Here is a 22,790-nt window from a genome sequence, read left to right on the forward strand (position 1 = left end):
CCGGCGCGGATGAACAAGGCCGGCGCGATGGGAAGAAAACCTAGTGGGGGGGGGCGAGCCGCGGCATCGGCGGCTCGCACGTTCCGTCAGTGCGGCGAGGTCAGGTCAGTCAGGTCAGGACTGCACGAAGGCGAGCAGATCGGCGTTGAGGACGTCGGCGTTCACGGTCAGCATGCCGTGCGGATAACCGGGATACGTCTTCAGCGTGCCGTTTTTCAGCAGCTTGATGGACTTGAGCGCCGCATCGGCGTAGGGCACGATCTGGTCGTCTTCGCCGTGCAGCACCAACGTGGGCACGCTGATCGACTTGAGGTCTTCCGTCTGGTCCGTCTCCGAGAAGGCCTTGATGCCCTCGTAGTGGGCCTTGGCGCTGCCCGTCATGCCCTGGCGCCACCAGTTCTGGATGACACCTTGATGAACCGTCGCATTCGGGCGGTTGAAACCGTAGAACGGGCCGGCCGGCACATCGAGGAAGAATTGCGCGCGGTTGTCGGCGAGCGCCTTGCGGAAGCCGTCGAATACGTCGAGGGGCAGGCCTTCCGGATTGGCTTCGGTCTTCAGCATCAGCGGCGGCACGGCGCTGACGAGCACTGCCTTCGCGACGCGTCCCGCCGGTTCGCCATGCTTCGCGACATAGCGCGCCACTTCGCCGCCGCCGGTCGAGTGCCCGATATGCACTGCGTTCTTCAGGTCGAGCGCTTCGACGACCGCGAAGGCATCGGCGGCGTAGTGGTCCATGTCGTGACCTTCGGAAACTTGCGACGAACGTCCGTGCCCGCGCCGGTCGTGCGCGATCACTCGATAGCCCTTTTGCACGAAGAACAGCAGCTGCGCATCCCAGTCGTCCGAAGACAGGGGCCAGCCGTGATGGAAGACGATGGGTTGAGCGTCCTTCGGGCCCCAGTCCTTGTAGAAGATCTCGACGTTATCCTTGGTCGTGACGAACGGCATGATGAACCTCGCTGGTTGGAAGAAGGTGGAACACGACGTCGTGCCGATGCGCGACGGCGGCACAGGTCCGACGAGCATGCGAATGGATCAGAGGAGACAACCGGCGTTCAGCCGGACTTCACGGATTGAGCGCCGGCGATGAACCGCCGGGGAATTGCATGAGGCGGGTATCGGCCGCGAAACGTCAAGCTATGCGTCCGGTTTCGTCGCCCGAGTAGAACAGTACACGTTTGCTGTGTCGACTGGATGGATCGCCCGTCGGTGAATGGGGTTGTCGACGCGCGTCTGACGCATCACGCCGGTCTCCCCGTCACGACGACCGTGTTGGCGATGCGGTCATGCAAAGCCTGTTTGCGTGGATTGAACCAGATCCAAAAAAAGCCCGCACCGAACATGGCAAAGGTCAGCAGATAGCCGACGGTGCGCAGGATGGACTGGCGCGGCGTCATCGGCTCGCCGCTGTCCGCATCGACGATCCGCAGTTTCAGCACGTGCTTTCCCGGCGAGGTTCCCCAGACGGTCCACAGCACGCCGGTAATCAGTATCGGAACGCATTGCGCGAGCATCAGCCATAGAAACATGTCGGCGGCGAGTGCATCGGGTGACAGCGGCATCGTGTCGAGCGAGGGTCCGAGGGGGACGAACAGCGCAATGAGCGTCCACCACAGCGAATCGATGAACAACGCGCGGCCACGCTCGGACACCGTGGCGAGGCGCATGGGGAAGGAATCGGGTTGGTCGGGCAACGGGCGTCCTGGGATAAAGTCACGCAATCATCCGATTTGAGCACACTCACGTGAAACGGAACCTGAAAGCGGGCATCAGGCGCGCGATGGCTGCGGCGTTCATCGCGCTGGCTGGAAGCCAGGCGGCGGCGTCGGACTGGAGGCTGATCGCGTCGAACCCGTCGTTCGAGCTGTTCGCCGATGCATCGAGCTTCGTCGGCGGGCCGGTCAGCCGGGTGTGGGTGCGCTTCGAAGGCAAGCCGCCTTATAAGGAATTGAATGGCCGCGTGCAGGTGAAAGGGATGGAACGATGGTCGATCGATTGCGCGGGCAGGCGGATTGCGACGAGCGACTACACGGGGTACGGCGCCGACGGCGAGCCGGTGGTGAGCGAGCCGGGGTCGGCCGATGATTTCCGTGACATCCCGCCGGATTCGGTCTGGGATGTGGCGGCGGAGAAGATCTGCGGAGCCGAAGGAATGGAGTGAAGTAACGACGCCTCCGCAAACCTGAAGCGCATAAAGGAACGGCCGCACGGTTCATGGCTCAGGACCAGCCGCCGCCAAGGGCCTGAATCAGGCCTACGCAGGCAGTCAGCCGTCGGGTGCGCAGGTCCAGCGACGAGATTTGCGCATGGAGTTCGGTGGTCTGCGCCGTCACGACATTCAGATGACTCACTGCCCCATCCCGGTAACGCGACATCGCGAGCGCCAACGTCGATTGCGCCGAAGCGAGGGCCTCGTCCTCGTTTCTGGACGCGTCCCCGAGGTGGTGCAGCAAAGCCAGTTCGTCTTCGACTTGCTGGAATGCGGCAAGCACCGTTTCGCGATAATTGGCGCCGTTCTCCGCGAGCTTCGCGCGTGCAACGGCCACCGCCGCACGTCGTCTGCCGCCGTCGAACAGCGTGAACATGAGCTGCGGTCCGATGGACCAGATCTCGTCGGGTGCGGCGAGCCACGGCGAGAAGGTATCGCTCTGATAACCGCCGTCGAGTCCTAGCGTGACATCAGGGAAGAATGCTGCCTTTGCCACGCCAATGTTCGCGTTGGCGGCGGCAACGCGTCGCGTGATGCCCGGATTGATGTCCGCCTGGCCGCCATCCGGGGCCGATCCTGCCGGTTGCGTTGCTGCAACCATGGTGTCTTGCGCTTGCGGCGTCACGGCCTGGGCGAATGCGGGAATGACAGCGGATGCCATGGCGGCGGCGATGACTTGCACGAGCTTTTTCATGAATCTCTCCAGGGAGCGGTTACCCGTCCAGACAAGCGGATTGCCTGCTGTCGGTATGGAGAGACTACGGATTCGCCACTGTGCGAATTGCCCGAAAACCATGAAGAGTTTTTTATCTTTCGCGTCACGCACCGGTTTCTTTCCGCTGCATCGAATCCAATTCGCCACGCATCACCGTTTTACGAAGATCAGTCTTCCCGGAATTCGGAACATTGATGTTGAAGGTTCCTTGATCTGCCACCGCGCCTGGCAGACTGGTTCGTACGCGATTTCCGCGTGCCACACGCCGCCCACGAAACCAATCTCTTGCTCGGGGTGCAGAACGATGAAGAAAACGATGGTGGCCGCCACACTGCCCGCTTTGATGATGATGTGCGGTATGGTCCATGCGCAGAGCAGCGTTACGCTGTACGGCCTGATTGACGAAGGTCTGGATTTCACGAGCAACGCCAACGGCCATCATGCTTACCAGATGGTGAGCGGCGACACGATGGGCAGCCGCTAGATATGAATTACGCATGCTCATCATTTCCCTGGAGTGGAGTGACGGGCTGGGGTCGCTGGATGAGCCGCAGTCGAGAGGACGACTGAGACAGCTTGAGTCTCATAGGTGACTGTGAGGAAGCTGCGATTGGTGTTCACCTGGCTTTGCCCCACAGGCTCGGAACGACTTTTGTTAGCTTCTCCGGGTAGTTGAATCAACTGGTCTTTTTCGCTCTTCGAACAGTCCACACAAACTCGAGCGCCCTCCTTGTCGCTCCCATCCTTTAGCCCAGATAGGAAAAACGCACGCATTAGTTCGGCGGCTATCGAGTCGAGCATAGCCATAGGGCTCCTTTCGCACGTTTGTTTCTGCGTGGTTGCTGGACATCGGTTGCGCAAGAAATTGATTCCGGCTAACTCAGGGTTAGCAGATGGAAGCAAGCGCATTGGCGCGCAAATAAGAAATCGAAATGCCTGCAACGATGCTACGAAACAGAGACGGCGAGATTGCGCCTGATACAAACGTTTGCTAATGTTTCTGGATGAAAAGCCTTTATTCAGCCTATTTGCTGAACGCTTTATAGGAAAGATTGACCAGCTGCAGTAGTTGAATCATGTAGGTCTGACTCTTGTACGTAGATTGACTTGGATGAACATCTCGTCATCCAACACCTCATACAGGGCGCCAAATGTTCACGCTGGTCAGGAAGCTCGCTCGACGACGTCCGGCCAAAACGCGCAAGCTACTATCTCGACGCGTTCGAGCCACGATTTTTTCTTTCCTTTTCATCTTAGCCGGGCAGTGGTCTTCGCCGGCAACGGCGACCGAAGGTGCGCTTGGTCGACCGGTCGCTGGCACGAGCGTCCTGTCAGGCATCGGCCTCGTTCCTCCCGAAAACATAACGATCGTCAGCCTGCAGCAGCTCTACATCGACGGGTCAATCAGTGGCAGTCGGCAGGTACCTATCGCCGGCAAGGCCTCATTAGGCATTGACGGCGAAGTCGCGCTGACGCTTGCATCGCTCGTTCATGGGTGGGGCGGATCAGGGGGGTGGAATTTTGCATCCGGCATCACGCTCCCGTACATATGGACGAAAGTTACGGGCAGCTTTGCAGCCGGACGATTCGCCAGTTCGACCAGCGACCGGGCGTCGAACCTCTACGACATGTATTTCACGCCGATTGAGGCGGGCTACAACCTCTCTGAAACGGACCATATCTCACTGAGTTTCAATTTCTGGGCACCAACGGGCAAATATGATTCGAACGCGCTGGCAAACCCTGGATTGAACAACTGGACCTTTATCCCGCAACTCGCTTACACCAAAAGTTTCCCTGAATACGGCCTTGAGTTTGATGCAGTTGCAGCGGTTCAGTTTTACACGCGCAATCACGACACCGACTACCAAAACGCTCCGCTTTTTACGCTGGACGTGATGGGCCTGAAGAAGTTTTCCAATGGAGTCGGCCTCGGGCTCGTCATGGGCACGGTTCAACAACTTGGGAATGATTCTGGTCCGACTGCTGACCGTCTAAACGGCTTCGTGGGACATGACTTCGCGCTCGGCCCCATCGTTACCTACGACACAAAGCTGGGTGGAAAGGCGCCGTTCTCGGCGAGTCTTCGGTGGGTACCCACTATCACCAGCACCAACCGGTTGAAGAGCACAAGAAGCTTCATGGCAACGGCGACACTCATCTTCTGAGCTGCAGCCGTTCTCTATACGCAAGGTTTTGAGGATTCCCTGATGGACTTCAAAGGCTTCGTCGGCTTTTCGTCACTCGTCGTTGTAATCGTCTTCGCCGGCTGCGCGTCCCCAGCTGGCTCCTCGCCGTCAGTCAGCGACACGCCCGCGGTTGCCGCAAGCGCGACGCAAGCAGCATCCGCAACGCCTGCGACGCAAGAAGACACGACGACCAACGTAGCACCGTACGACCAACAGGCAGTTGGTGCTCTCTCACAGATGGGGGACTACCTACGGTCCCTGTCGCAATTCGAGGTCCGTGCTGATTCATCCACCGACCTCGTGCTCGACAATGGCCAGAATGCAAGCTATCTGCATCACACGGTCATCAAAGTCAGAAGACCGAATCGACTGCGCGCCGACATATCTGGAAGTCGTAGAGACAGAGGCATCGTCTATGACGGACGAGACTTCGTCATCTTCAACACGGGCGACAAGTATTTTTCTCGAAATCCAGCTCCGCCTACGATTGATGGCCTCGTCCAGGAGCTTGCCACGACCTACAACATCGAAACACCGCTTGCCGACCTTTTTTACTGGGGCAATGGCAAGGTGGACGACCTTGCATTGACCTCAGCCCAGAATTTAGGGCTTGAGCGCGTTGAGGGTCATTGGTGCACGCACTATGCATATCGACAGTCCGGCATCGACTGGGAGCTGTGGATTGAGAAAGGCAGCCGCCCGTTACCTTGCCGCATGGTCATCACAGATGTGAGTCAAGCGTCTCGCCCTCGTCACGAGGTCACCTATCAATGGAATACCCACGTTTCCTTTGGCCCCGGCACCTTCATGTGGCGACCGCTCGCCGGTTCCCATCAGATTGAATTGAAGCCAGCCACCGGCTCGCCTCTGCAGGAGGCGCAATGAAACGTACCTTCCGTCTGACGGCACTCTCCCTGGTCGTGGTTCTGCCGTTGTCGTCAACGACTGCTCTCGCATTCCGTGGGATGGCACGTACCAGCGTTCACCCCATGCCGCACGGCAATTTCGAAGGTGGGCATGCACCTCACGGGGCGCCGCCGAGTGGGCAACTTCATGGAGCGCCGCCGCCAGGACCGGCCCCGCATCCTCCGGGGCCAAGCCCCCAGCCTGGCCCGAGCCCGCAGCCGAACCCTCATCCTCCGGGACCGCCGCCGGGGCCACACCCGCCTGGACCGCCGCCGCCGGGGCCAGGACCGCATCCGCCAGGACCTCCGCCCCCGCCGCCGCCCCATTATTGGGGGGGCTGGTACGCGGACCCCGTTGCTGTTGGCGTAGCGGTTGGTGTCACCACGGCACTTGTCGTTGGTACTGCCGTAGCGACGCTGCCTACGAGCTGCTCGGCCGTCGTCGTCAATGGCATCACTTATCAGCATTGCGGACCGAACTGGTATCAGCCGCAATACGCAGGGACGACTGTGCAATACATCGTGGTTAGTCCACCGCGATAAACCGGACCAGTGAACATAAAAAGCAGTCAACTTCCGAGGGCAACACGTGGCTTATTCAAAGGTGCGGTGGTGGGGGGTGTTCACGCTGGCGCTCGTCGGCGTGAGCGCGCGAGACGCTGGCGATAAAAGGTTCAGGAAATTGCTGGTGTTCTGCAGCGAGCCGCCGAACACCGACGGCTCGTCACCTATCAACGCTTGCACTCACTCTTCAAACCAGGCGATTCACTTACAGAGCGATATCGCTTGCTGCACGACGCGGCCGATTCCCTTTGCGATTGCGCGCGCCTCGATTACGGCTGTTTGATGGCGCTGGTTAACGGCTTGCCGGGCGAGGACTTCTTCCAGCGCTTCAAGCACAACAGGCCGCACGAGTTCGAAGCAGTGATGGTTACGCGGCACCGGGGCGCTCAACGGTAAAGCGCCGTCTTATTGCGGAGGCTGAGAACCCTGTACCTTCGCTGATTTTCTCGTCATCCAGAAAAATAGTTATATAGCAGCAGGCCGGGGAGATTCGCTTGTAGAGTTCTTCGAGCATGTCAGATTTGATATTGATGCGAAGTAGGTGCGGCGTGAGCACAAATTATCACCTGCGTGGCGTCTCCGAGATTGCGCCGTGAACGTGCCCGCCTAGCGTCGCATCGTCACGAAACAGGGCGTCGAGATATTGCACCAGCGCTTACCTCTCCACGAAGGTAGCCACCCCACAAGGTCCGACACGTAATGGTCCCTCCGAGGCATGCCGACGAGACGGCGCCTTCACAACTACAGCGCAAGAGTCATCTGGCTGCCAGAACACTTGAGCGACGCGTTTGACTGCCCAGAAAAACTCTCGCCGTGTTGGGCACTGATAAGTGCATAGAGCCCGACGGAATGTAGCCTGCCGCACTCAGACGGCTGACGGGTCCACAAGGTTTTGATTCTGTACCCTTCCTTGCGCAGTTCGACAATCCGCGGCCGAGGGTCGACGATGTCGAGGAACCGCATCGCCTCTAGTGTGGTGACGCCGCCGCGCACCTTCATTGCCTCGAGCAGACGGGCACGCTGATGCCCAGCGGTGTTCTCAGGCCAGTTAGAGATGATGCTGCTGAACGACGACAGGTCCAGCGGTCCAGTTTGCTTGTGCATTAGATGCAACGGTAGTGAAGTTGACGCCCATTTTTCGCCACACACTTCAAAACGTTGCTACCGAAATACAGAGAAAATCGCGCGGCAAATCATCCGGCCGAAATTCGCTCATTTTCGAGGCCAATTTCGGCCGCCTGTCACTCGGGTGTAAAGTCCGGCTCTATCCCGATGTCGCGACGGAGCATATCCAGGTAGTCGACGGCGACGATTGCGTCGGTCTCATCCGGAAGGCGCTTCGCGAGTGCCAGCATCGCTTGGAATATCTCACTGGTCGTTTGCGGCTCTGCGACCGAAGGTAACACCTTTGGTGCGATGCTCGCCCGAGCAACCAGGAGGTGCGCGGCGTTCTCGCTTTCGGCAGTTAGGCGCCGTTTTTCCTCGACATGCCGCTCGATGGCACTTCGCTCGTCGTCGGTCAGTATTTTCCGGACGGCGCGGGATTCCGTGTCCTCCCAGACGCGAGCGGCAGCCGTAGCAATGAACTTATTCGGATAATCTCCGCACATCTCATAAAGCGCTCGAGCAAGATGCAGAACGAAAGTGCGCCGCTCCTCGAATGCGGGGCGCCCAGCAGAGCGTGTCTTGACCGCAGACGCTGCGTCGCGGAGATGTTTGAGTGAGCCGGAAAAACTCCTCTGCAAATCCCGCGGTACCCAAGAAGAATCCTCAGCCTGCAGCGCGGTCTCGAAGGCGTTCGCGCGCTTCATCACTACCTGGACAGCCGAGGAACTGGGCACCACGTCCGCTGGTTCATCATCGACACACGCAACGTACGCCAGCGCAACCTGAGTAATCGCGCTGACCTTCAAGACAGTCCCCTTTCCGAATACCGACCGCTTGAAGAAGCTCCGAACGCTGGCGTAGGTCAGAAAGCTCTTGTACCACTCAGACTCAGCCCGCTCCGCCTGGCCAAGCCGCAGAAAATGTCGAGCCTCGTCGCGTGTTGTGCGCAAGGTCTCGTTCGTTTCCAGAACAATCATGTATGCACCTTCAAGCCGTTCATGCGCTCGGCGTTGCGCCGACATAGTTCGAGTGCCAAACTGCCATCATCGCTCAGCAAATGCCTGTGCCGCCATCCTGACGTCTTCCACCATCCCCTCGGCAAGCGCTTCAAGCGGCGTGCGCCTCCCGAGTGACCCCTTGGGCTGCGTGAAGAATTGCCACTTGCTCCAGCCCGGTAGAGACCCAAGCTCCTGAGTCACCTTCTGAAGCTGCTTCCGGTCAACGTCCAGGTCAAGATAGAACGCTGGATAGTATGTCGCCGGCCCGACGTCCAGACTGAACATTCGCCCGGATTTGACCGCCTTACTCAGCGCCTGCTTGGTAACGCCGAGTTCCTGCAAGAACGTCGCTGGCTTCATCAGACGCCGCTCACGCACCAGCGCCTCGCGCCCGCGGAGCACTTCATCCTTGTCGAACGCTCCTTCGAACCCAGACCGGGCTTGGTTGCCTTCGGGCGTCGCCGCTCGTGTCAAGCAAGACCTGAGTTGGTGCTCTAGCTCATCATCGGACATCGCACTCCATGCGCTCGCTTCGTCCGCATCCAGTCGGCCAACGAATGAGGCGAGGCGACGGAGCACCGCCTGGCGCGCAGACTCGGCCGGAGTATCCGGCGCTGGACCAGCAATTTTCGAATTAACGCGAGTCATGGGCGGCCTTGGTAGTGACGCCACCTCAGTCTAGCTCAAGCAAACTATAGGTCAACCAAGTCAACCAATTAAAATAATCGGGTCAAATCTATGAACTTCCAGCCGCCGCCGGTCTGACGAGCTGGAGAGCGGCGAACCGGGCACTGAGGTCCACGGTCGCTAAGCTACAATTTCGTGGGAAGTAGTGGACATGGCGTGCCAAAAAAGGCGAACGGCGAACAGGAATCGAAGATGCAACTGCCAGAACGGGATATCGACAGTATCGAGGACGCAATTGCAACTCTGAGCAATCAAGAGTGGCGCGAACTCGCGGTTCCGATGGCTCCTGCTGGCGTTACATCATTCTGCGCCGAGGCCGCTTTGCTCCAGTTCGTTGTGACATGGGCGCGAAACTATCAGAGCGATGCTGTTGCGACGTTTTCAGACCTTTACAACTCGGCTGAAAATTTCGAGACTAGCCTTCAGAAGCACCTCGGGCTTCCTTATGTCCTAGCCGCTTGGGTGCTCGCGGGCCAGCTGCAAGGTGGTGACGGAACAGTCCTCAAGCGTCGTGAGGCGAAGGGTTACGGCGCATTTCTCGATGCAATGGATAATTTTCAGTTCCATCAAACGCACGAGACAAGTGAAACGCGGGCCAACCTCATGTGCATCCAAGGGAGCAAGCGAGAGTTTATCCGCCCGTTCTACGAGCGGGATAAAGCCACATGGCGAGTGCGACCGGAAGGCGACATCCGTGTCGTAATTCAAGACGTGCTCGCTCATCTTGCCGATGACTGGACAGCAAAGTATCTGCGCGAGGTCTCGGACCCGTTGGCGCATCTGGTCCGTGAGTTGGTCGAGAATTCAGACTGGTGGGCGCGAGCTAACCACCACGGTGTGGAATACGACAAAGGCGTCCGAGCGGTCACATTGCGCCTGCGCCAGATTGACGACGATAACGTGCACATGTTCGCGGGCGGAAATACGCACGTCCACTCGTACCTCTTGCAAAGTCTCACGACTCACCCTCGCGTAAAGAGAGACGAGCCACCAAGTACACATAAGGGCCCCTTGCGAAAGCTCAGCTTCATGGAAGTTACGATGGTTGACTCCGGACCGGGGCTCGCACGCCGGTGGCTCGCCAGCCGCCCCGAGGCAAAGCGCTCGGTGGATAATTTGGCCGACATCCCGGTAGCCGAAGAGGAAAACGCAATCATCGATTGCTTCAAGAAGTGGCGGACTTCCTCAGGTAACTCGCTGCGCGGCATAGGCCTGTTTAGCATCGCCACATTGCTCATGAAGCGAAATGGGTTTCTTCGCATACGCACAGGAAGGCTGGCGTATCTTTTCGGAACGCAGTCAGCGGTAACCGACATCGATACGCAGCTGCGCGCGCACGACTTGTCGACAGACTACATCAAGCTGGAGGATGGAACGCATGTTTTCCTGCAGGACGGGAAGATGATGTTTTTCCTCCGACCATGGACGCGGCGAGAACTCGGGCCTGTTGAAGGCACCGCATATTCCATCCTGTTGCCGGTGTGACGTCGATGCTCTTCATTCCATTTTCTGGCCCTACGCCGTTCACAAAGAATTCGCTGCTTCTGTTCTTGGGCTCTGACACACCTAATTGGGCCGAGATTCGAGAAAATTTTCGAAGCTGGTCTGCAACCAATCCTGTGCCCCCTGAACTCATCGTTCTCGGCAACACGGAGACTGCACGGCGGTTGCGGGAAGAGCAAGAACAGCCGGAAAACAACGGCACTTCCTTCGACGTGGTCTCGCGGCTGTGCCATGTGTCGCTCTTCGCTTATAAAAATGGTGGGCACATCTATCATGTTGCTAACGAAAATAGGATGGAGCTAGACGGCCTGCGAGAAGTGCTGGCGCCAGCGTTCGATAGCTTCGTCAAATCGGAGTTAGACCTTGGAAGCATTGTTGCAGCAGCACCTCAAGGCTTTTATTTCGCCAAACTGTCCAACCGGGTGTCGTCCCACTTCATCCGCACGGAGAGCCTACTCACTTGCACTGCGTCCATCGAGTTCGTCGCCCTTCGACTGCTAGAGTCGTTCACCAAGTATTGCGACGGACTTCCCGAGGCCAAGGTTCGCGTACTCGTTGACTCGATGGCAATCTGGCCCGTTGCCCAAGCGTTGATTTCAATGCGCAAGGGGGACGACGCACAACGCAGGTACGTTGTCGAAAGCTTCCGCTCGTATGAGGGCTTGGACGATGTGAGCCTCGACTCCGGTCCCGCCTTCGTTATCATTTCAGCGTCAACCTCCGGGGGAATGGAATCTCGCATCATCGAAAAGCTGGGTCGCCTATACGTTGAGTGTTTCACTGTATTAGGCCTCGAGCCTCGAGAGCTACTAGGTGAAACGGCAACTACCGAAAGGCGTCGAAACGTTCTCTTCAGCCTGCCCCGTCAACTGACGGGACCGTCATCGTTGGCCGGCTTGCGGCCGCAATTCGAAACCGATGTTGGAGAGGTGCCGCCAGGGTGCGAGGCGGTTCGAATTATTGGCGAACGGTTTCTGAGTCAGAACTTCAAGCCGAAGTCTGTACGGTTAGCGCACAGGGCGCTTCCGGCTGCTCGGAAAACAGTGTTGACGAAAATCTCCAAAGATAGAGTGGCTCTCGTTGCCCGCCGTCGGCCCGGAGGACAGTCATTCTGGTCGTTATCGTTCGATACCGCCGAGCTCGTCGCCACGTACTGCGTCGACAATGACAACGGTGAGTGCTTACTGCGAAGCTGGCTCTCTAATTACGCAGCGGCTGGCGATACCGCAGTGGTCTACCCTGTCGACACCCTTGAAAAGGGGCGGCCAGGCGAAGGACAAGCGAAGCGCATGGCCGAGTTGGCGCAAACGCTTCTGGTTGAGAAGTCGCCCGGGGCCGATATCCGAGTTTTCAACAGCTCCGATTTGGATAGACCGAGTGATGAACTGCAGGCGTTCATCTCCCGTGCTAGCGTGGTGGTGGTCGCGCCCATACTCGGTAACGGATTCATTTTCAAACAGATTAGTGCATCGCTGCGCGCAACCCAACCTAGGGGACCGCGTTTATATCTTGCCCTGGCCGTACTCCCTGAAAGCGACGCGCGGTTGAAGGAATTGCAGACCGACCTTCAGTTGAATGCCGATGACAGCCGATACCAGTTCAAAGCGCACATCGAACTCCCGATTGGCAAGATTGACCAGAACGTGGACTGGGCTGCCGAAGCTCAGCTCGTCAAGAATGTGTTGGACGAGTGTTCCGACCGAGACATCGACGCTCCCGCAGGCTTGACCGAGCGATTGCGCAGATTCCGAGAAGGGAACGGACTGCAGGGGCCGATGGCGTTCATGCCCTCGTACGTTGATAGTCCGCCCGCTATGTCTCCCGGATTTTTGCTGTGGCAACCATCTCCGCCACTCGCTGGAACAGACTTGGGGTCTGGCGTATTGATGACAGTTGCTGTATTCCTCGAGGCGTGCCGCGCTGCCGGGAGCAAGGACAGCGAGACGAGTCTTATAAGTGGACTATTCCAGCAAACGCTCATTGCGCCGGCGAACTTCACGCGGTTCAACGACCCCGCCATTCAGGCGGCGCTATTGCGTGCTGCGTACAAGTCAGAATTGGACTATTCGGCCAGCCCGGACCTCAGTGGCGACATGCAGCGACTCGTCCTCAGGTTGATGGATTTGCACGATGCACCGGCGGGAGAGGCATTGCCTGAATTTTTGCTCGCCTTGGCGGTGGGACGCGTGACCCTCTTTCGGGAACACATGGGGGCGCTCTTGGAAAAGGCGCAGGACCTACCCGGGTGGTTGCGCATCCTCGCGAAAGAGCTTCCAGGGTTTCAAGAATCTGACAAGACTTCCGATGCCAGTGCCTGACCGAGTTGCAGAAAGAGCACCAGCGCGACGCAAAAACTGAAGCGGACAGCTTGGCTTCTTCGACATATCCATCCGGCAGGACCGCAACGTTTCCGCTTCCTCGCAGCAAAGCGTTTAGGCTGTCAAATCAGCGCGTTAGCGAGCTTGACCTGCTCCCCGCCATTAGTACGCTGACGGTGTAGAGTCCGTTCCGACAAGGAGCGGGCATGAAGAAGCGATTCACCGAAGAACAGATTATTGGCGTCCTGAAGGAGAGTGAGACGGGCCTTAAGCCAGCAGAGCTATGCCGCAAGCACGGCATCTCGGAGGCGACCTACTACAACTGGAAGGCGAAATTCGGCGGCATGACGGTGTCCGATGCACAGCGCCTGAAGGAGCTGGAGCAGGAGAACAGCAAGCTCAAGCGTCTGCTGGCCGAGTCGATGCTCGACAATTCTGCGTTGAAGGACCTTCTGTCGCGAAAATAGCAAGCCCGCAGGCCAAACGCGAAGCGGTCCAGATATTGATGACCGAACGCGCCATGGGTGTCACCCGAGCCTGCGGGCTGGTAGGGATTTCTCGCTCGCTGTTTCAGTATGAGTCGCGCCGCCGGGCCGAAGACGAGGCGCTGACTGGCCGGATGATGGCCATCGCGGCGCAAAAGCGTCGCTACGGTTATCGGCGCATTCATGTGCTGTTGCAGCGCGAGGGCTGGCTGGCAAACCATAAACGCATCTGGCGGCTGTATAGCAAGGCTGGACTGAGCGTGCGCAAGCGGCGTCGCAAGCGCATTGCCGCTGTCGAGCGCAAACCGCTGCCGATGCCAACGGGACCGAACCAGAGCTGGTCGATGGACTTCGTCAGCGATGGGCTGGCCTATGGTCGACGCTTTCGCTGCCTGAACGTGGTCGACGATTACACGCGTGAGTGCCTGGCTATCGAGGTTGATACCTCATTGCCAGGTCAACGGGTTAAACAGGTGCTTGAACGGTTACGCGAGATGCGCGGCTTGCCCCAGTCCATCACGGTGGACAACGGTCCGGAGTTCGCCGGTAAGGTGCTGGATGCATGGGCTTACGAAGTGGGCGTTACGCTGTCATTCATCCGGCCCGGCAAGCCAGTGGAAAACGCCTACATCGAGAGCTTCAACGGGCGATTCCGGGACGAATGCCTGAACGAGCACTGGTTCGTCTCCATCAGCCACGCCAGGCGGCTGATTGAAGATTGGCGTATCGAGTACAACACCGAGCGGCCTCACAGCTCGCTCGGCTACCTGGCGCCGGTGCAGTTCGCAAAGGCGCAAGAAGCGAAGGAATTATTAACGTCGGACTCTAACGGAGCTTCGTACTAATACCGGGGGCAGGTCAGCTCATAAGCGTTTCTAACGTCCAATCCAGGAAGCAAGTCGGCAAGAGAATGACACTTCAGGCCAAGCAGGGCGGCCTGGAAATAGAAACGTTTACGACCCGGCAGCCGCCGGGCGCTACTCCCGCTCGGCAAGGCGTTCAGTGCTTGCCGAGCGTTTTCGTCAACAGTTCACGCAAACCAGTCGTTGAAACGATGCTCGTAACGGTCGAAAGCTTCCTTTGACAGAAGCTGCGCCTCATCCAGCTCGATTACGTGCGAGTCATGCTCGAGCTGGGACATCGCGTGATGGCGTGTGGCGCAGATGATGAACTGAGTCTGGTCCGTCGCACGTCGTTTCAATTCCGCCGCCACGCCACTGTAGTTCAACACGCCTTGGTCTTGCTGGTTCGGAGTGTCGAGAACAAGCGGTGCAAGAACCTCTGTCTTGTAGTGCTGGATGACTCGATGCAGCGCAAGGTAGTAGACGAGTCGCATCCGGGTGCTGTCAGCGCCGCCGCCTACCGCCACCAACTTTCGGAAGTCCAGCGGCGTTGCCGTCTCAATGTCGAAGCCGGGTTTGATGCGGAGAACGCGGCACAACTCGCGAAGTTCGCTGCGGAAATAGCGATTGATAGTTTCCTCGTGGTCCTCATCGACCAACTCGGCGAGCTCCTGGCGCTGAGTGTACAACCGCTTGTTGTAATCACGTTGGCGCTTTCTTGCTTCATTCGTCTCAGACGTTGCTCTTCGGCGAACGGAATCCGTCCCCATCGATTCCAGAATGCTCTTGAGGGTGACGTCCCTATCGAGCCGTTTGAACCGCCGATTCAACTTGGACAAGTCCTCTCGAACAGTGTCTAACCGGCGGAGTGTCGTGTTCACAACCGCTTCGATTTTGGACTGGCGTTCGGTCAAATCCTCGACCTGATGCTCCGCGTCGGCCCGGTCTTGGAGAAGGGAGGCGCGCTCAAGGAGAGTATTGTCGTGCCTCGTTGCGCAAAGGGGGCAAATAAGCACGTCGGATTCTAACTGGTCATTCGCGTAGTCGTAGTCTTTCTCAAGCGCCTCAACAGCCGCCTTCGCTATGCCAATCTGAACCTTCGTAATCTCGAGCTCTTCTTGCTTCGCTCGGAGGACTGCCAACGCTCTTTGCTCTCGTCGCTTGACCGCAACCATCGTCCCCTGGATGTCTGCAATTGCCGAATCGAGCTCTACGTCGGTTGTCGGAAGCTCTTCCTCGGGAGCAAACAAATCCAATACGTCCACAGCCTTCGTGTAGCGGTCGATTAGGTCCGCGTCATCGAGAACGGCCTGTTTGCCCTTCGCAATCTCGGCATCGAGATTGAAATATTCGGCCGAGCGGTACCCGACGTGAAACGATAGGACCGTACCCTTCCAGTTTTCGTATTTGTAAATCTGGAAGCTGTTCAGCGGCTCGACCCACCCGCGCATCTGGTCAACGTAGAAAGCCACAAAGTAGTGCTCCGGCGAGGGCACTTCATGAATCCACGGTTCCTTCCTTCGCGGCAACTTCGCGCCAAACCCGACCAACGAGGCGAACTTCTTCTCGAACTCGTCGCTGCCCACCTCGTAGGATGCCCACGAACCATCGCCCGCTCGTATCCGCCACTCATCGCGGTACCGAGTGACGTAGTGTTCACGCCCGCCGAGCTCGAACTTCAGCAACGCACGAACATCAAAATTCTTCCAGTCCGCGTCGAATGCCATATCGCACCCTAGCGTCCATAGCGGTAGACGTGCGAGCGTAGACTTGCCGATAGAGTTATCCGCGCCCGTTATCAGGTTTAAGCCGGCTTCGAACCCGAATCGTCCGGCGAGCTTTTGGGTAGTCGACTGTACGTAGAGGGTCCTGAATATCAATGCGCTCATGGGCTTTCGTACGCAAATTTCTTACGAGCAGTTTGTAGTTGGGTAATCCCATATCACTATGACCTGAGATACTCGATTATGTAGGCGGCGGCGCGGCTCTCTTGGTCTCTGAGATGTTCGGTGACGACAGGTGCGCAGCTGTTGACTAGGCTCGCCAGCGTCTGTCGGCACAGCACCCCTTCGACCGTCGAGAGGTGCTCGCGTATTGAATCTCCGACTTGCACCTGAACCAGCGCTCCTCCGGCCAGCGTGTTGAGCAAGTAGGTACGAGCGCGCTCCCGAAGCCTTTTTACGTCACGCGTCAGAAATCCCAGCTCGCGGACCTGTGAATCGAAGTCGTTGATGAGTTCGTCTGTAGACGCCGTCGACGAGTATTGCGCGAAGAGTGCTTCAACGCGGTCGGCCGTGAGGCCCTTCCGCATGACAAGCTGGTCCCAGTCGGAATAGTCCCACGCAATCTCACCCTTGCGCCGCAACTCGTCGGTGAGCACGACATATATCTGAGTACTGTTGCTGTGCTGATTTGGGTTACGCTCAGTGAGCAGGTCTGAGATTAGACCAATGACGGCGTGGCGCGTGGAGCGCGTGTCGAGCGAGGGTTCACGAAAATGCAGCTTCTCGAGGGGAACGTTAGCGTTCAGCTCGGTCTGCAAAGAATCGCGGATAACGGTGGCGGTCTTCTCTTCCAGCTCGCTGAAAGGTATCTCTTCGAGGCGAAATCCGGCGGTCTTCAACTTAAGCGAAAAACCACGAGTCGCTACTAAGCCCAATTTTTGAACGCGCTCGGCAATGTCCTTCGCCGCGATACTGGACAGCATTTTTCCGAGAATAGAGTTCTTGGCTCCCGAACGCTTAATTAAAGCCTGTGAACTGTAGCCGCTCTTTCCACCAGCTTTGACCTGACAGAAGATGAAGCTGGTTTCCTCTGCATCTAAGGACGTCCCGAAAACCACGTCCTCATGCAGCTCGACGAAGACAATGCTCGCCTCACCTCGATGATGGAGTTCGAGGAACTCATGGAGCGCCCAGTCGTACTGGTAGCTGAATCGGTCCGCGGTAACCGCCCCAGCCGTCTCACGCTGTGGTGAAAAAAGCGGGTTCGGAGATTTAACTCCCGAAGGAGGCAGCGGGGATTGCGACCCGGTCGATTTTAGGTCTCTCACGTCTAAGGGCGGCGCTTTTTAGTTGACCCATTATAACCAGCGTATGCTGCATCATCGATACGCATCTCTGATTAGAAGGGCCGCGCCGTGATATTGAACCGCTCGTCGCGAGCTGTGCAGAACGCATTCCGTGCGGCTGGGGGGTGCCGAAATATGCGATTTGAATCTAAAGTTTCTGGCTGGAGTTCGAAAATGCGTCCCTCGCCGTCCCGCCCAAACGCACTTTGAAGAGCTGAACAATCACGCATTTTCGCGACTGTGACAGCAGTGCCAGCCAAGCACGAAATTTTACAATGTTGTAAATATTTGTTTTTAAACAGTTTTCTTGCAGCCTAAAGCAAAATTTGCGGGGCACAGTCACATGGCCGTAAGATTATAAATAGCGCTGTGTGACAGGGAGACTCCGAGCATGACCGACGACTTGCACGACTTCTTGGTGAAAGAAGGCCCCCAGCTCAGTGGGAGCGTTGCACTTGGCCTCGCGAGCTGGCTTGGCATCACACCGGCGGCAGCACGGAAGAAAATCGAGCGCCGAAGCGCGGAGGTACGCGCGCTGACTATCCCCTTCGCGCGTCGCGCAAGATTTCTGTATGCGGCCAGCCAATATGGCAGCGATAGATTTTGGGCCCGGCTAGCTCAAGCGTTTGAAGAGGGCAATGGCGCATATTCCCGAGTCATACGAGCGCTTAAAGCGCGCGGCGGCCTGATGCCGATGGTCCACCTCGCTTCGGCCGCCGGCATCTCGGGTGGTCCGCGTCAAATCCCGTTCGAACGTGTCTGGCAGAACCTCGTCGACATCGGCCTCTTTGAGACTATCGAGGTGCCCGGGTTGGGGCAATGTTTCGCCTTCGCTAAGAACGCCCCGTATCTCGATGAACTGCTGCCCCCCATCAGGGCACGGCTGATAGCGGAGACTGTCCTTCTTCAGTCGGTTCAGGAATGGGCGGCGAAGCTTGGGCTCGGGAGCTTCAATAGCTTCAAACTTCGAGGTGGTCTGGCTGCAGCACGGCCTATTGTTTCCATGTTCGAGTGGGATATGACCGCGCCTTCCTATATAAGCGCGCTGGCCACCTGGAACAAATCCGGTCGCTGGATTTGCCCCCGTACTTCCGGACACCGTCTCACACTTGATTTGATGAATCCGTCCTGCGCCTGAACTCACGAGGTGAACGGTATTTCAAGGCGCTGTGTGGATGCCTTTCGTTGTAATGCTCGAACGCCACTGCCAGATTGCGTACTGCGGTTGCAGCGTCCGGTTTGGGCATGAAGGCGACATAGTCGCGCTTCATGGTTTTCACGAAACTCTCGGCCATACCGTTGCTTTGCGGACTGCACACCGGTGTTGTGAGCGGCGTGAGTCCGATACCGCTCGCAAACGCACGTGTCTCGTGCGCAATATATCCCGAGCCGTTATCGCTTAGCCATTCAATCGAAGACGGTACGGCATCGACATTGCCAAACCGATGCTCAACGGCTGCAAGCATCACGTCACGAACGTCGTTGCCGGTGTAGCCGCCTGTCGTCGCAACCCAGCTCATCGCTTCGCGGTCGCAGCAATCCAGCGCAAAGGTGACGCGCAATGCCTCGCCATTCTCACACCGGAATTCGAAGCCATCAGAGCACCAGCGTTGATTGCTTCTGGCAACCGCAACCCGTCCGTCGTGTCGCCGCGTGATGGTGGGACGCCTCGGCCGGCGCTGCAGCAGCAGACCGTGAACTCGCATGACGCGATAAATGCGCTTGACGTTCACTGGCCCGGCACCATGCGTCTCCCGATTGCTTCGAATCACGCCCCAGACGCGACGATAGCCGTAGCTCGGCAAATCGATGACGGCCTCACGGATTTCCGCCACCAGTTCCGCATCATCCGTCTGCACGGCGCTGCGCCTGTCTTGCCAGCCGGCAGGGCGTGCACGCCTGACCGACACGTTCGAGCGCGCAACGCCGAGAACATCACAGACCTGCTTCACTGGTCGTCCCCCGGCAATGAGGGCGAGCGCGCTATCCATTTTTTTGCTCGACCGTACTCCACTGCTTCTTTCAGAATTTCGACTTCTACGGTCTTCTTGCCGAGCAGTCGCTGCAATTCGCGAATCTGCCTGAGCGCCTCCGCCAGCTCTGAAGCGGGCACGACCTCTTCACCAGCGGACACCGCCGACAGGCTTCCGTCCTGATACAGCTTCTTCCAATGGAACAACTGATTCGGATTGACGCCATGCTGGCGAGCCACCATCGATACGGTCTTACCCGGTTCCAGACTCTCCCGGACCATCGCCGCCTTTTCTTCCGCAGACCACCGCCGCCGGCGCTCCGGCCCAGTCAACACTTCCATCACTTCCTGCTTGCTGTTAGGTCTAAACACAGTCGTATGACTACCCGTTATTTTAAGGTAGAGACCGTGTCCGGCAATTCAGGGGGCTGTTCCAGTCGCCCCAAGCCCGGATTCATCGTACTCGATGTGTTACTTAAAGATGAGGTTGACCTTAACGACCTCTCGCCATTCATCTACAAATGCAGGTCGCTGCGGCAGGTGCGCGGGGTTCGAACGATGCAGTTCTTCGTCGCGCATCGCTACACCCTGGAGGCGCTGGATGCAATCCGGCGTGAGGGTGTCGTACCGGCAACAACCGAATCCCTCTTCGGCACCGACGTCGCGCGGGCCTTGATGGAGCTTAGTGCGACGCTGACGCAGGCAGCTACTCAAGCGGTCGAACCTGAGAAGTTCACTCAGTTGTTCGAGAAGCTCGGCAAAATTGAAGGCGCAGCTGGGACTCTTCGCGGAGCGCTCTTCGAATTTGTAATCGCAGATGTGATGAGAAGGACGGTTGCCGGCGCCAACATCACCATGAACAAGATTTACCGACAGGATGGAAAGGACGTTGCGGAAGTCGACGTCAGAGTAGTCGTGCCTGGCCAACAGATTCGGTTTATCGAGTGCAAGGGCCTGCTGCCGGGGCGTCTGCTTTCGGATTCCGACGTCGAGGCGTGGCTGAACAAGCGCATCCCAACCGTTCGAAGCCAAACGCTTGATAACCCGGAATTCAGGAACCTCGCACTGACTTTCGAGCTATGGCTCACCGGGGAGCTGTCACCAGAGGCGGATGCGAAGATTGAAGCGATGCGGGCCAGCGTAGACCCCAAACGGTACGCAATCAAGGTGCTCCTCGCTTCCGAGATTGAAGACACCGTGAGGGATTTACCAGACCTGCGCAAAGTCATCACACAACACTTTCTACGACATCCGCTTGCGGCTTCCGACGAGGTCATCAATCCGGTCTCGAAGCGACAGATTTCCCGGACCGCAGCAATCTTTGCAGACCTCATTCCGAGCGGGTCATCCCCATCTGACATCGAGACTAATCAGACCGCGGCGTGAGCGGACATCGAGGCGCTCATCCGAATACCGCGCGGCTCCTCACGGTGGCAGCACGCTGGTGAGTGCGTCGTAGAGACCTTGAGCTGTTCTCCTGACATCGCCACGCGACGCATTCGTCATGATTTGCGTGATGGAACTGTAGGGGAAGAACTGCTCCGAAACCATCGTCCTCAGTTCGCCATCCACTAACGTGTGTTCAAGTGCGGCGCCTAGCCATTGCTCAGGTAGCGGATGCAGCGCATTTGGGTTGTGGACGAGAACAGTTCCCTGCCGCCAAGTTTCGACTGGCCATTCGCTATCACCGACTTCGTACACGAATGGACGCGGAAGCGTTGCGTTCGGGTCATGACGATAGCAGGAGCCCCAACGAAGCATCCGAACACCTCTAGCCCTATACTGACCTTGGTGTCCCATGCGGTCGAACTTTGCCAACGTGCCCGCGTTGGAGAACAGCACCGCAGAGATATTCTCCGCATCTTCCTGCTGGAAAAATCCAGACGGAATGCGTTTGGCGCCTTCTCTGTGCTCGCCGAGGTTATGGCTTTGAATGACAAGGTTGCCATCTTCGTCATGCCACCAAGTCTGCCCAATCCCGTAGAGGTATTGCACCAGCGGAACATCCGATGTCATCAGTGCTCCAGCCGTGTGGAAGTCCTGTATCGCAAGAATCAATGGCTTGCCGGCGACATGCGGTAGCTCCCAGTATTTCTTGTTGAGCTTGGTGAACAGTGGGCTTCCGAGCCTGATTGGGATGGTGTGCTCAAGTTGCTCGGCGGCTTCCTGCAGTGACCTAGCGTCGGGAACAGCGTCGTAAGGTTGGATGCTGCCGTTCCCTCGCGGGTTCGCGGTGACCGCCTCGACGGCTGCGGTGACCTCATCTTTTGTGACGAGAAAATCTGGCCGGTCGATGCTCCGGTCCAACTCGTGGCCAGAATCTGCCAGCATCACGGAAAGAAAGAACTCAAAGGTCCGGGCATCGAGCGCAAAAGTCTGAAACTGCTCCACGAAGTTTCCGTCCGGGTCGGCAAACTCACGTTGCAATTCTCGTATGAGCTGTCGGGCCGGCGCATAACCGGGGAGGTCTCTCAACGCTTTGTATTGCGGATGCAGTTCGCTTTCTGGCCGACCCAAGTCAGCAAACAAGTCGATGGCCATTAAGTACGCTCCTGCTGGTTGCCTCCGGTGCAGGCGAATCGCCAGTCTAGCCCAAACGAGACGTCAATCAACTAAGGTCAGCAGACTATGCGAGCCGGCTGCAATCAGTTAGAGGCTTGGGGCGTCCTGCCGAGAAACTCAAGCGGGCTGAGGCCGATAGCGATGGTGCAACCAGATGGCACGCGTGCTCGGCCATCGGTTCCGTATTCAACGGCGGTCATGGCGCGCTGAGAAAGTATTCCGATGGCCTCGCCCCGCTCATTGAACACTGGGCCGCCGCTGGCGCCGGGATGCATTGCGTTGTCGATATACATGACATCGCATTCGAGGGTTCCGAGACCAGAGACTGTCGTCACTATCCGCCTGAGGTTGCCGATATGCCCTTGCTTGATGAGCGGGCCCGTCATGTCGGCCATGTAGCCCTTGTCCATGGCTGCCTTGAATTCGGCGACGCCCTTTGTCTCTGGCAAGAGTAGTCGGTCGATGTCGAACGGGAGGCGCAGCTCTTCAGAATAGCCTACCAGGAATACGCGCTGGCCAAGTCGCAGCGTATCCCCAAGCACGACCGGTATCCGAGGAACCTCCGTCGGAAACGGCTCCTTCGGATTCAGCATCGCGATGTCCAGCTGGACCGGCTGCGAAAATCCCGGGACTTCTATGTTCATGGAGCAAAGCTGGACCG

The 22,790-nt window shown here is 57.9% G+C and carries 19 protein-coding genes and 2 pseudogenes; 10 read left to right on the plus strand and 11 right to left on the minus strand.

Annotation, left to right across the window (positions count from 1 at the left end):
• Positions 1-114: 114 nt before the first annotated feature.
• Together QCE69_RS14050 and QCE69_RS14055 are read right to left on the minus strand one after the other, a co-directional pair.
• Positions 115-951, minus strand: a complete 837-nt coding sequence (locus QCE69_RS14050; RefSeq protein WP_309811730.1) for an alpha/beta hydrolase — start codon at positions 949-951, stop codon at positions 115-117.
• A 293-nt stretch (positions 952-1,244) separates the two neighbouring features.
• Positions 1,245-1,697, minus strand: coding sequence for an RDD family protein (locus QCE69_RS14055; RefSeq protein ID WP_309931209.1), 453 nt, complete (start codon positions 1,695-1,697; stop codon positions 1,245-1,247).
• Between the two features lie 86 nt (positions 1,698-1,783).
• On the opposite strand from QCE69_RS14055, the gene QCE69_RS14060 reads away from it, so the two are divergent.
• Entirely contained in the window at positions 1,784-2,164 is a 381-nt protein-coding gene (locus QCE69_RS14060) for a surface-adhesin E family protein (protein ID WP_309931210.1), read from the plus strand.
• 58 nt (positions 2,165-2,222) lie between these two features.
• Here QCE69_RS14060 and QCE69_RS14065 read toward each other — a convergent pair.
• A pseudogene (locus tag QCE69_RS14065) lies at positions 2,223-2,741 on the minus strand (TolC family protein); the annotation flags it as partial.
• 490 nt (positions 2,742-3,231) lie between these two features.
• Here QCE69_RS14065 and QCE69_RS14070 point away from each other — a divergent pair.
• From QCE69_RS14070 to QCE69_RS14085, 4 genes and pseudogenes are all read left to right on the plus strand, one after another.
• A pseudogene (locus tag QCE69_RS14070) lies at positions 3,232-3,408 on the plus strand (porin); the annotation flags it as partial.
• A 670-nt stretch (positions 3,409-4,078) separates the two neighbouring features.
• A complete protein-coding gene (locus QCE69_RS14075; protein WP_309931211.1) occupies positions 4,079-5,095 on the plus strand; it encodes a transporter in 1,017 nt (338 codons plus the stop codon).
• Between the two features lie 42 nt (positions 5,096-5,137).
• The gene (locus QCE69_RS14080) at positions 5,138-6,001 is read left to right on the plus strand and encodes a DUF2092 domain-containing protein (RefSeq protein ID WP_309931212.1); all 864 of its coding nucleotides are present in this window, start codon (positions 5,138-5,140) and stop codon (positions 5,999-6,001) included.
• Between the two features lie 806 nt (positions 6,002-6,807).
• Entirely contained in the window at positions 6,808-6,981 is a 174-nt protein-coding gene (locus QCE69_RS14085; protein ID WP_309931214.1) for a hypothetical protein, read from the plus strand.
• A 345-nt stretch (positions 6,982-7,326) separates the two neighbouring features.
• Here QCE69_RS14085 and QCE69_RS14090 read toward each other — a convergent pair whose 3' ends face one another.
• The 3 genes from QCE69_RS14090 to QCE69_RS14100 all read right to left on the minus strand — a co-directional run bounded on the left by QCE69_RS14090 (position 7,327) and on the right by QCE69_RS14100 (position 9,203).
• Entirely contained in the window at positions 7,327-7,689 is a 363-nt protein-coding gene (locus QCE69_RS14090) for a helix-turn-helix domain-containing protein (RefSeq protein ID WP_309931215.1), read from the minus strand.
• A 137-nt stretch (positions 7,690-7,826) separates the two neighbouring features.
• Positions 7,827-8,669, minus strand: coding sequence for a hypothetical protein (locus QCE69_RS14095; protein ID WP_309931216.1), 843 nt, complete (start codon positions 8,667-8,669; stop codon positions 7,827-7,829).
• A gap of 66 nt (positions 8,670-8,735) precedes the next feature.
• Positions 8,736-9,203, minus strand: coding sequence for a hypothetical protein (locus tag QCE69_RS14100; protein WP_309931218.1), 468 nt, complete (start codon positions 9,201-9,203; stop codon positions 8,736-8,738).
• A 366-nt stretch (positions 9,204-9,569) separates the two neighbouring features.
• Between QCE69_RS14100 and QCE69_RS14105 the strand changes: the two genes are divergently transcribed.
• From QCE69_RS14105 to QCE69_RS14115, 3 genes are all read left to right on the plus strand, one after another.
• On the plus strand, positions 9,570-10,862 hold the full coding sequence (locus QCE69_RS14105; RefSeq protein WP_309931220.1) for a hypothetical protein: 1,293 nt from the start codon (positions 9,570-9,572) through the stop codon (positions 10,860-10,862).
• A gap of 5 nt (positions 10,863-10,867) precedes the next feature.
• On the plus strand, positions 10,868-13,198 hold the full coding sequence (locus QCE69_RS14110) for a hypothetical protein (protein WP_309931221.1): 2,331 nt from the start codon (positions 10,868-10,870) through the stop codon (positions 13,196-13,198).
• 206 nt (positions 13,199-13,404) lie between these two features.
• Positions 13,405-14,528, plus strand: a protein-coding gene (locus QCE69_RS14115) for an IS3 family transposase (RefSeq protein ID WP_309931223.1) whose coding sequence is annotated in 2 segments (ribosomal slippage) — positions 13,405-13,663 and positions 13,663-14,528 — 1,125 coding nt in all. Because the reading frame shifts where the segments join, the coding sequence is not laid out codon by codon here.
• A 185-nt stretch (positions 14,529-14,713) separates the two neighbouring features.
• Here the strand turns inward: QCE69_RS14115 and QCE69_RS14120 are convergent.
• Together QCE69_RS14120 and QCE69_RS14125 are read right to left on the minus strand one after the other, a co-directional pair.
• The gene (locus QCE69_RS14120; RefSeq protein ID WP_309931225.1) at positions 14,714-16,414 is read right to left on the minus strand and encodes a hypothetical protein; all 1,701 of its coding nucleotides are present in this window, start codon (positions 16,412-16,414) and stop codon (positions 14,714-14,716) included.
• Between the two features lie 56 nt (positions 16,415-16,470).
• Positions 16,471-17,577: a dsDNA nuclease domain-containing protein gene (locus QCE69_RS14125; RefSeq protein ID WP_309931226.1), complete on the minus strand. Its 1,107-nt coding sequence runs from the start codon at positions 17,575-17,577 to the stop codon at positions 16,471-16,473.
• Positions 17,578-17,986: 409 nt separating this feature from the next.
• On the opposite strand from QCE69_RS14125, the gene QCE69_RS14130 reads away from it, so the two are divergent.
• Entirely contained in the window at positions 17,987-18,733 is a 747-nt protein-coding gene (locus QCE69_RS14130) for a hypothetical protein (RefSeq protein WP_309931228.1), read from the plus strand.
• On the opposite strand, the gene QCE69_RS14135 is transcribed toward QCE69_RS14130, so the two are convergent.
• A protein-coding gene (locus tag QCE69_RS14135; protein WP_309931230.1) for an IS3 family transposase occupies positions 18,699-19,909 on the minus strand; the annotation gives its coding sequence in 2 pieces (ribosomal slippage) (positions 18,699-19,594 and positions 19,594-19,909; 1,212 coding nt in all). The genes QCE69_RS14130 and QCE69_RS14135 overlap by 35 nt on opposite strands.
• A gap of 66 nt (positions 19,910-19,975) precedes the next feature.
• Here QCE69_RS14135 and QCE69_RS14140 point away from each other — a divergent pair.
• The gene (locus QCE69_RS14140; protein ID WP_309931232.1) at positions 19,976-20,953 is read left to right on the plus strand and encodes a hypothetical protein; all 978 of its coding nucleotides are present in this window, start codon (positions 19,976-19,978) and stop codon (positions 20,951-20,953) included.
• Between the two features lie 39 nt (positions 20,954-20,992).
• Here the strand turns inward: QCE69_RS14140 and QCE69_RS14145 are convergent, their stop codons facing one another.
• A complete protein-coding gene (locus QCE69_RS14145) occupies positions 20,993-22,108 on the minus strand; it encodes a hypothetical protein (protein ID WP_309931233.1) in 1,116 nt (371 codons plus the stop codon).
• Positions 22,109-22,212: 104 nt separating this feature from the next.
• Positions 22,213-22,773 carry a serine protease gene (locus tag QCE69_RS14150; protein ID WP_309931234.1) on the minus strand — a complete coding sequence of 187 codons (561 nt, stop codon included), beginning with the start codon at positions 22,771-22,773 and terminating at the stop codon, positions 22,213-22,215.
• Positions 22,774-22,790: the final 17 nt, after the last annotated feature.

Source organism: Caballeronia sp. LZ032, assembly GCF_031451315.1.
Taxonomy (GTDB): domain Bacteria; phylum Pseudomonadota; class Gammaproteobacteria; order Burkholderiales; family Burkholderiaceae; genus Caballeronia.

Bases quoted from the DNA above. Each gene is read 5' to 3' on its own strand.
- QCE69_RS14060 (WP_309931210.1), top strand. From the start codon at position 1,784: ATGGCTGCGGCGTTCATCGCGCTGGCTGGAAGCCAGGCGGCGGCGTCG.
- QCE69_RS14105 (WP_309931220.1), top strand. From the start codon at position 9,570: ATGCAACTGCCAGAACGGGATATCGACAGTATCGAGGACGCAATTGCA.
- QCE69_RS14130 (WP_309931228.1), top strand. From the start codon at position 17,987: ATGACCGACGACTTGCACGACTTCTTGGTGAAAGAAGGCCCCCAGCTC.
- QCE69_RS14120 (WP_309931225.1), bottom strand. From the start codon at position 16,414: ATGAGCGCATTGATATTCAGGACCCTCTACGTACAGTCGACTACCCAA.
- QCE69_RS14090 (WP_309931215.1), bottom strand. From the start codon at position 7,689: ATGCACAAGCAAACTGGACCGCTGGACCTGTCGTCGTTCAGCAGCATC.
- QCE69_RS14100 (WP_309931218.1), bottom strand. From the start codon at position 9,203: ATGTCCGATGATGAGCTAGAGCACCAACTCAGGTCTTGCTTGACACGA.
- QCE69_RS14110 (WP_309931221.1), top strand. From the start codon at position 10,868: ATGCTCTTCATTCCATTTTCTGGCCCTACGCCGTTCACAAAGAATTCG.
- QCE69_RS14080 (WP_309931212.1), top strand. From the start codon at position 5,138: ATGGACTTCAAAGGCTTCGTCGGCTTTTCGTCACTCGTCGTTGTAATC.
- QCE69_RS14095 (WP_309931216.1), bottom strand. From the start codon at position 8,669: ATGATTGTTCTGGAAACGAACGAGACCTTGCGCACAACACGCGACGAG.
- QCE69_RS14050 (WP_309811730.1), bottom strand. From the start codon at position 951: ATGCCGTTCGTCACGACCAAGGATAACGTCGAGATCTTCTACAAGGAC.
- QCE69_RS14150 (WP_309931234.1), bottom strand. From the start codon at position 22,773: ATGAACATAGAAGTCCCGGGATTTTCGCAGCCGGTCCAGCTGGACATC.
- QCE69_RS14075 (WP_309931211.1), top strand. From the start codon at position 4,079: ATGTTCACGCTGGTCAGGAAGCTCGCTCGACGACGTCCGGCCAAAACG.
- QCE69_RS14145 (WP_309931233.1), bottom strand. From the start codon at position 22,108: ATGGCCATCGACTTGTTTGCTGACTTGGGTCGGCCAGAAAGCGAACTG.